Origin of the sequence: Paractinoplanes rishiriensis (assembly GCF_016862375.1) — a bacterium.
Classification (GTDB): Bacteria; Actinomycetota; Actinomycetes; order Mycobacteriales; family Micromonosporaceae; genus Actinoplanes; species Actinoplanes rishiriensis.
The window spans coordinates 25,950-34,215 of the sequence record NZ_BOMV01000095.1; the positions used below are offsets into that span (position 1 = coordinate 25,950).

Consider the following 8,266-nt stretch of genomic DNA (forward strand, 5'->3'; position numbering starts at 1 on the left):
TTCGTACCTCGATACAGTTCGATACGATGCTAGCCGACAAAACGGTCTTTTCGCTGGGCTGGCGGGAGTAGGCTGCGTTCACTCAGCGTTGAGAAAGGACGGTGTCGGCTGATGCGGGTCGGCATTCCCAGCGAGATCAAGAACAACGAGTTCCGAGTGGCCATCACGCCCGCGGGTGTCTACGAATTCGCCCGATCGGGGCACGAGGTGGTCGTCCAGGCCGGCGCTGGCACCGGCTCCTCGATCACTGACGGTGACTTCCGGTCGGCCGGCGCCACCATTGCGACGACCGCGGACGAGGTGTGGGAGCGCGCCGACCTCGTGCTCAAGGTCAAGGAGCCGATCGCCGAGGAATACCCCCGGATGCGTCCCGGCCAGGTGTTGTTCACCTATCTGCACCTGGCGGCCTCCAAGGCGTGCACGGACGCCCTGGTCGACCGGCGGGTGACCGGCATCGCGTACGAGACGGTCGAACTGCCCGACCGGTCGCTCCCGCTGCTGGCGCCGATGTCCGAGGTGGCCGGGCGGCTCGCCCCGCAGGTCGGCGCTTACCACCTGATGCGGTCCGGCGGCGGCCGCGGCGTGCTGATGGGCGGCGTGCCCGGCGTGTACGCGGCCAAGGTCGTGGTGATCGGCGCCGGGGTGTCCGGGATGAACTCGGCCGCCATCGCGCTGGGCATGCAGGCCGAGGTGCTGGTGCTCGACCGCAACATCGCCAAGCTGCGGGCCGCCGACGCGGACTACCGCGGTCACGCGCAGACCATCGCCTCCAACGCGTACGAGATCGAAAAAGCCGTGGTGGACGCCGACCTGGTGATCGGCGCCGTGCTGGTGCCCGGCGCGAAGGCGCCGAACCTGATCTCCAACGAGCTGGTGAGCCGGATGAAGCCGGGCAGCGTGCTGGTCGACATCGCCATCGACCAGGGCGGCTGCTTCGAGGACTCGCGGCCCACCACCCACGCCGACCCGGTCTACCAGGTGCACAACTCGATGTTCTACTGCGTGGCGAACATGCCCGGGGCGGTACCGCACACCAGCACCTACGCATTGACGAACGTCACCCTGCCGTACGCTCTGGAGCTGGCCAACCTGGGCTGGCGCAACGCGCTGACCGCCGATCCCGCGCTCGCCCTGGGCCTGAACACGTTCGACGGCAACGTCACCTACGGACCGGTCGCGGAGGCGCACGGCATGCCCACCCTGCCGACTGCCGAGGTGCTCAGCTGAGCGTCGAGCGTGCCGTCCGCTCCTACCTCGACCATCTGACCGTCGAGCGTGGGCTGTCCCGCAACACCCTGGCCTCCTATCGAAGAGATTTGGAGCGGTACGCGCAGACGCTGTCCGCGGCGGGCATCGACGACCTGGCCGCGGCCGGGAGCGAGCACGTCACCGGGCACCTGGCCGCGCTGCGGGCCGACGGTCTGGCGGCCTCGTCCGCGGCCCGGGCCATGAGCGCGGTGCGCGGCCTGCACAAATTCGCCGCGCGGGAGGGCCTGACCGGCGCGGATGTGGCGGCCGAGGTGCGTCCGCCGGCCCCGCCTAAGCGGCTGCCCAAGGCGCTCGACGTCGACCAGGTGACCCGGCTGCTGGCGACCGGCGACGACTCGCCGCTGGGCCTGCGCGGCCGGGCGCTCCTGGAGTTTCTCTACGGCACCGGTGCGCGGATCTCCGAGGCGGTCGGTGCGGACGTCGACGATCTCGACCTGGCCGGCGAGCCGGCGGCGGTGCTGCACGGCAAGGGCGGGCGCACGCGGGTGGTTCCGGTGGGTGCCTATGCCAGGGCTGCCGTCGAGGCCTATCTCGTACGGGGAAGGCCGGCGCTCGTGGCAAACGGGTCCGGGACGCCGGCGATCTTCCTGAACGCCCGGGGCGGCCGCCTGTCCCGGCAGAGCGCGTGGACGATCCTGCACCGCGCCGCCGAGGCCGCCGGCCTGCCGGTGGACGGTCCCGCGGCGGTGAGCCCGCACACGTTGCGCCATTCGTACGCGACCCACCTGCTGGACGGCGGCGCCGACGTGCGGGTGGTGCAGGAACTGCTCGGGCACGCCTCGGTGACCACCACGCAGGTCTACACGCTGGTCACCGTGGACCGACTTCGGGAGGTGTACGCGACCGCTCACCCGCGCGCTCGTTAGACGGTACGGACCCATAGATGGCGACACGCCGGACCGGCACCCCAACCGCAACGCGCGCGTGGCGTACAGTCGGGCATCGGCTGCGGCGGGTCGAGTCGAAAGGGGGCGGGCCATGGCGAGCAACGATTCACGCGCAGAGGCTTGGACTTCCGCGCTCCGGGAGCAGCAAGGCTCCCTGGATCTGGGCGCTGACCTGGGCCCCGCCGACCCAACGGCCTACACGATGCGCCGCCCGATCCCCGAGCCGATGCCGACCGACCGGCACGGCCCCGCGCGCATCATCGCCCTGGCCAACCAGAAGGGCGGCGTCGGCAAGACGACAACGACCATCAATCTGGGCGCGGCGCTGGCCGAGTACGGCCGCAAGGTCCTGCTCGTCGACTTCGACCCGCAGGGTGCCTGCTCGGTGGGCCTGGGCGTCAACCCGCACAACCTCGACCTGAGCGTCTACAACCTGCTCCTGCAGGACGACGTCACCACCGAGGACGTCATCATCAAGACCAACGTGGCCGGCCTGCACCTGCTGCCCGCCAACATCGACCTGTCGGCCGCCGAGATCCAGCTGGTCAACGAGGTCGCCCGCGAGATGGCGCTGGCCCGCACCCTGCGCTCGGTCCGCAAGGAGTACGACTTCATCCTGATCGACTGCCAGCCCTCCTTGGGCCTGCTGGCGATCAACGCGCTGACCATCGCGCACGGCGTGCTCATCCCGCTGGAGTGCGAGTTCTTCTCGCTGCGCGGCGTCGCCCTGCTGCTCGACACCATCGACAAGGTGCGCGAACGGCTGAACTTCGACCTCGAGCTCGAAGGCATCCTGGCCACCATGTACGACTCCCGCACCACCCACTGCCGCCAGGTGCTCCAGCGGGTGGTCGAGGCCTTCGGCGACAAGGTCTACCAGACCGTCATCACCAAGACCGTCAAGTTCCCCGAGTCCACGGTGGCCGGCGCGCCGATCCTCACCCTGGACCCGGCGTCCTCCGGCGCCCGCAACTACCGCCAGCTAGCCCGTGAGGTCATCGCGGCCCAGGCTGAGCGTTGAGTGCCGGGCGCTGATCGGTGCTTTTCGCCCTCGGCACTCCGGTAGCCTTCTGCGCCCTGGTTGTCTCCTTCCTGCTCGCATTGGTGCTGCGCGCCGTAGCAATCCGCCTCGCCGTCCGCACCCTCGGTCTGACCGAGCGCAGCCTCGGTCTGGGCCCCGGTATGGGCGAGCGCCGCGCCTCGATCGCCCCCCGCCTGCGCGAGGACGTCGACCCGTTCGGTGCCGTAGCCGCCGCCATCGGCGGCATGGGCTGGGGCAAGATGCTCCCGGTCGACGAGGTCCCCCGGCACGGCGGCCGCGGCAAGGCCGTAGCCGTCTTCCTGGCCGGCCCGCTGACCTGCATCGTGGCCTCCCAGATCCTGATGCTGGCCTACCGCCTCCTCTACCCGGAGAACATCCTGGCCCTGATCGGCCCCGCCGACGTGCTCCTCGGCATCAACCTCCCGTTCGCCGAACAGGTGCTCCTCTCCATCGCGGTCGGCCTGCTCTGCTTCGGCCTGCTGGCCCTGATCCCGATCCCGCCACTGGACGGCTTCGGGATCCTCTACCACGCCCAGCGCGCGCCGGCGCAGTCGATGCAGTGGATGCGGCTCTGGTTCGAGGACAAGAACATCGGCGTCCTCATCCTGCTGATCTGCTGCCTCTTCCCGTTCGGTTACCCCTTCCTGCTGTGGATCCTCAACGCCCTGGGCCTGCTCTTCGTGCGCATCTGGGGCTGACCCGCGCGGCCCTCTAGTTCCGATCCGGCCTACCCCGCCGATCCGGCCTACCCCGCCGATCCGGCCTACCCCGATCCGGCCTACCCCGATCCGGAGGCGTAGTCCTGGATCAGTTCCGGGTCGGCGCCGGCTTCGATCAGCAGGTCGACGGCGTGCATCGCATACCAGTTGTCGGCCATCGCGTGTGCCGCCGCCGCCTCGGCCAACGGATGCGGATCGGTCGATGTCTCGGCCAGTTCGGCGAGTGCCTCTGCCCTGGTGAATCCCTCCAGCAGCCCGCCCGAGTGGAGGGCGGCGATGTTGTAGAGACGGAGCGGAACGGCCTGAACCGGGATCGTTTCGAGCATGCCGTAATCGTACACCTGTTCGAATGTCAGGTGGGGCGCGGGAGCAGTCCGGCCATCCGGTAGCACTCGTCGATCAAGTCCGCGGTGGCCACCGAGCCGTCGAGGTCGGTGCCGTCCGCGAGCGTCTCCGCGAAGTGGGCCAATTGATAGGTGTACGAGAGGTGCGGTCGCCCAGCCTCCCGTGGCGTCGACCGACACGACCCGCGGCGCGGCGCCGATCCACGACCCCAGGGAGCGGGCCGCGTCCAGCACGTAGCAGCCCAGGTCCATGGTGGCGCCGCCGGAGAGCTCCCAGGACCAGCGCGGATCGGTGTCCGGCGGTGGCGGCGTGGCCAGCACCAGGTCGACCCGGCGCAGGTCGCCCAGCGCCCCCGAGACGACCAGCTCACGCAGCCGGTGGTGGATCGGGTGGTGCAGGTAGTGGAAGGCCTCGACGATCCGGCCGGGCGCGTGTCCGGCGGCCGTCCGGATGGCGCGGGCCTGGTCCGCGTTGCCGCTCAACGGCTTCTCGCTGAGCACGTGCTGCCGGACCGCAGCGCGGCCAGGTTCCAGCGGGCGTGCTCGGAGTTGACCAGCGCGTTGTAGACCACGTCGACCTCCGGGTCGGCGAGCACCCCGGCGTACGTGTCATGCACCTTCGGGATGCCCCGCTCGGCGGCGAACGCCTCGGCGCGGGCCCGGTCCCGGGCCGCGACCGCCACCACCTCGTGCCCCAGCGTCCGCGCCGGCCCGACGATGCCCTCGTCGGCGATGCGGGCGGCGCCGAGAATCCCGATCCCCAGCATTCGGGCTCACCCCCAAGGGTCCTCTTCGGACCCCAGGAACCCTAAGGGACTTCACCGATTGAACCTAGGTGCGCCCGATCCCTAGGTTTCCGGCCATGAGCTTCCTCGACGGACTGCCACCGGCGGTCGTGCTGCTGGTGGTCGGCGTGCTGGTCACCGCCGAGGTGGCCGTAGTAGCCGGGCTCGTGCTGCCGGCCGCGACCGCGCTGATCGCGATGGGTCTGCTGGCCAACGCGGGCACCGTGCCGATCGCCGCGGCCGTTCCGGTGGCGGTCGTCGCGGCCCTGCTCGGCGGTCAGATCGCCTACCGCGCCGGCCGTCGTCGCGGCGCCGCGGCGCGCACCTCGAAACTCGGCCGGTGGATCGGGGAGCGGCGCTGGGAACGCGCCGAGCGGCTGTTCGACCGGCACGGCGGCCGGGCCGTGTTCCTGGGCCAGTGGCTGGTCGGCGCCCGCACGCTCGTGCCCCGGCTGGCCGGGATGAACGGCGTGCCGTACCGCCGCTTTGTGACGAGGCACACGCCGGCGGCGGTGCTCTGGGCGGTGTGGATGGTCGGCGTCAGTTACCTGGCCGGCGCCTGCTACGACCTGGTCGTGGCCCGCGCCGGACGAGCCGGTGCGGCGCTGCTGATCTTCGCGGCCGTGGTCGCCGCGCTGGTGCTGACGGGGCGCTGGCTCGGACGGCTGCCCGGCACGCTGCTGGATCGCCGGCCGGTGGCCGACCTGGCGCTCAGCCTCGCCGTGCTGACCGCGCTGGGCACGCTGCTGGTGCTGGTGATCCCGGTCGTGGTGCGGTTCAGCGGGCTGGGCGAGGCGGACGTGGCGATCGCGTCCTGGGCTCAGGGGGAGTGGACCTCGGACGGTTACCTGGCCGCGCTCGAGACGGCCCTGTTCGCCGACCCGGCGGTGCTGGTGGGGGTGGCTGCCGCGGTGTCGCTGGCGCGCTGGTGGTGGCGCCGGCGGCGGGGGGTCGAGGCGGGACTGTTGACGGCGCTCGGGCCGGTGCTTCCGGTGGTCCTGCTGGCCGGTGTGATCGCGGCCACCACCACGCCCGACTGGCACTACTGGCAGGCGCCCAGTTCGGTGGCTTTCCCGGCGCTCACCGAGTATGCCGGGCACATCCCGTTCGAGGCGGTCGGACCGGTCGCGGCCAAGGCGGCCGAACACACCGCGCAACTGACCGCGGCGGTCGCCCTGCTCGCGTGGCTGCTGGCCGGGCGCGGTCCGCGGTGGTGGCGGGTCGGGGTGTGGAGCGTCGCCGGCACCTACGTCGCGGTGTCCGCCGGCTGCTGGGTCTACCTGGGTTGGAGCCGCACCAGCGAGACGGTGGCGGCGGTGCTGATCGGGGCGGCGTGGGCGGTGCTGAACGCCGCGATCTGGTCCATCCCGCCGGACGCCGGCCGGCGCCGCGGTGTCCGTCTCGCGCTGCCCGCCGTACGACCTCTGGCCCCTGGTTTTTCGTCCCCTGGATGATCTTCCGGGTCCGGCAGTCACCCGGCTCACGCTGCGGCGTTGTACCCGTACGCAGCGCTGTTCTCTTCGGCGGTCGGAGGTGCCGGTGGTTAGCCCGGAACAGGTTGTCGTGCCGGTGGTCTACGGTCAGCAGGTGCCAGAAGAGCCCGCCAACCCGCCCGCCGAGGTTCAGCCCGAGCCCGCCGCAGCTCCGGCGGCCCTCGACGACGAGCAGGCGACGAGCGGTTTCACCGTGCGGCTCGACAACTTCACCGGCCCGTTCGACCTTCTGCTCCAGCTGATCGGCAAGCACAAGCTGGACGTGACCGAGGTCGCACTGCACCAGGTCACCGACGACTTCATCGCCTACATCCGGGCCATGGGTGACGACTGGGACCTGGACGAGGCCAGCGAGTTCCTGCTGGTCGCGGCCACTCTGCTCGATCTCAAGGCGGCCCGCCTGCTGCCCGCCGCCGAGGTCGAGGACGAGGACGACCTGGCCCTGCTCGAGGCCCGTGACCTGCTGTTCGCGCGCTTGCTGCAATACAAGGCCTTCAAGGAGGCCGCGGCCTATTTGTCCGATCTGGAGGGCACCGGCGCCAAGCGCTACCCCCGGGCCGTCTCGATGGAGCCGCGCTATGCCGAGGCGCTCCCCGACCTGGTGCTCGGCATCGGCGTGGAGCGGCTGTTCAAGCTGGCACTCAAGCAGTTCACGCCCAAGCCGGGCCCGCCCACGGTCTCGATCGCCCACATCCATCAAATGCGGGTGAGCGTACGCGAACACGCCGCGCTCCTCCTCGACCGCCTGCGCCGGGCCGGCAGCGCCACCTTCACCCTGCTGGTGGCCGACTGCGAAAACACGCTCGAGGTGGTGGCGCGTTTCCTCGCGCTGCTGGAGCTGTACCGCGAGGGCCTGATCGACTTCGAACAGCCGGTGTCGCTCGACGAGCTGACGGTCCGCTGGATCGGCGGCGACGCCCCCGACGCCGACCTGGACATCGACGACTACGAGGGCTCCCGCCCCGACCCGGACGCACCCCCACCAGACGACCCCGACGCTCCAGATCCGGCCGCAGCAGAGTCGGTGGATCTCGACGCTGATGCCGCGGGCTTGGATCTTGAAGACGCGGATCTTGAGGACGTCGATCCCGGGTCGGTTGATCTCGACGCAGATTCTGCTGCCGTGGATCTCGGCGCGGATTCCGCTGTGGTGGATCTTGACGGCGCGGATGCCTCGGTCGGGGCGGATTTCGACGAGGCGCGCCTGGTTGCCGATGATCTGGGCGACGACGTGCCTGCGGCGACGGGCGGGCCGGCCGAGAGCGGGACCGATGGGCCCGGCGAGCGACGCGAACGTGGTGCGGAACAGGACGCGGCCGAGGCCGCGGTGGAGGAACGACAGTGAGCAACGACGAGCGCCCCGAATCTCTCGCCGCGCAGGCGGCCTCCTGGGTGCCGCCGTGGGAGCGCCAGCACCGGCCGCCGGACCGGGCGTTCCAGGCCGCAGCCGAGGAGGAGGCCCGAGCCGAGGAGGAGGCCCGCGAGCAGGAAGCCGCCTGGGCCGAGGAGACGGCCCGAGCCGCAGACACCGCTTGGGCCGAGGAAACGGCCGGCGCCCCGGACATTGCGTGGGCTGAGGAGGCCGCTCGCGAAGAAGAGGCGGCAGCCGAGAGCGCAACCGACGAGGCTCCGAGTGTCGAGGGCCCTGACCGGTCCGCCGATCCCGATGCGGCTGGCGGTCCCGATGCGGCTGGCGATCTCGAGGCCACTGACGACCCCGATGCGGC

Annotated in this window: 8 protein-coding genes and 1 pseudogene; 7 read left to right on the top strand and 2 right to left on the bottom strand. The window is 71.1% G+C overall.

Annotated elements, in window-relative coordinates; translation table 11 throughout:
* Positions 1 to 111: 111 nt before the first annotated feature.
* The 4 genes from ald to Ari01nite_RS42040 all read left to right on the top strand — a co-directional run bounded on the left by ald (position 112) and on the right by Ari01nite_RS42040 (position 3,896).
* Positions 112 to 1,227 carry an alanine dehydrogenase gene (gene ald / locus Ari01nite_RS42025; protein WP_203789289.1) on the top strand — a complete coding sequence of 372 codons (1,116 nt, stop codon included), beginning with the start codon at positions 112 to 114 and terminating at the stop codon, positions 1,225 to 1,227.
* Positions 1,224 to 2,135: a site-specific tyrosine recombinase XerD gene (locus Ari01nite_RS42030; RefSeq protein ID WP_203789305.1), complete on the top strand. Its 912-nt coding sequence runs from the start codon at positions 1,224 to 1,226 to the stop codon at positions 2,133 to 2,135. The genes ald and Ari01nite_RS42030 overlap by 4 nt, the downstream gene beginning before the upstream one ends.
* A 112-nt stretch (positions 2,136 to 2,247) precedes the next feature.
* On the top strand, positions 2,248 to 3,177 hold the full coding sequence (locus Ari01nite_RS42035; RefSeq protein ID WP_203789291.1) for a ParA family protein: 930 nt from the start codon (positions 2,248 to 2,250) through the stop codon (positions 3,175 to 3,177).
* Between the two features lie 17 nt (positions 3,178 to 3,194).
* Positions 3,195 to 3,896: a zinc metalloprotease gene (locus Ari01nite_RS42040; RefSeq protein WP_203789292.1), complete on the top strand. Its 702-nt coding sequence runs from the start codon at positions 3,195 to 3,197 to the stop codon at positions 3,894 to 3,896.
* An 80-nt stretch (positions 3,897 to 3,976) separates the two neighbouring features.
* On the opposite strand, the gene Ari01nite_RS42045 is transcribed toward Ari01nite_RS42040, so the two are convergent.
* Positions 3,977 to 4,744 (bottom strand): Gfo/Idh/MocA family protein, encoded by a 768-nt coding sequence (locus Ari01nite_RS42045; RefSeq protein ID WP_203789294.1) that lies wholly within the window; start codon positions 4,742 to 4,744, stop codon positions 3,977 to 3,979.
* Complete coding sequence (locus Ari01nite_RS42050; protein WP_203789295.1) at positions 4,741 to 5,028, bottom strand: Gfo/Idh/MocA family oxidoreductase; 288 nt, start codon at positions 5,026 to 5,028, stop codon at positions 4,741 to 4,743. The genes Ari01nite_RS42045 and Ari01nite_RS42050 overlap by 4 nt, the downstream gene beginning before the upstream one ends.
* Before the next feature lie 95 nt (positions 5,029 to 5,123).
* Between Ari01nite_RS42050 and Ari01nite_RS42055 the strand changes: the two genes are divergently transcribed.
* The 3 genes and pseudogenes from Ari01nite_RS42055 to Ari01nite_RS42065 all read left to right on the top strand — a co-directional run.
* Positions 5,124 to 6,500 (top strand): DedA family protein, encoded by a 1,377-nt coding sequence (locus Ari01nite_RS42055; protein ID WP_203789297.1) that lies wholly within the window; start codon positions 5,124 to 5,126, stop codon positions 6,498 to 6,500.
* A 115-nt stretch (positions 6,501 to 6,615) separates the two neighbouring features.
* Complete coding sequence (locus Ari01nite_RS42060; protein WP_203789307.1) at positions 6,616 to 7,884, top strand: segregation and condensation protein A; 1,269 nt, start codon at positions 6,616 to 6,618, stop codon at positions 7,882 to 7,884.
* Positions 7,881 to 8,266: pseudogene (locus tag Ari01nite_RS42065) on the top strand (hypothetical protein); the annotation flags it as partial. The gene Ari01nite_RS42060 and the pseudogene Ari01nite_RS42065, both read left to right, overlap by 4 nt.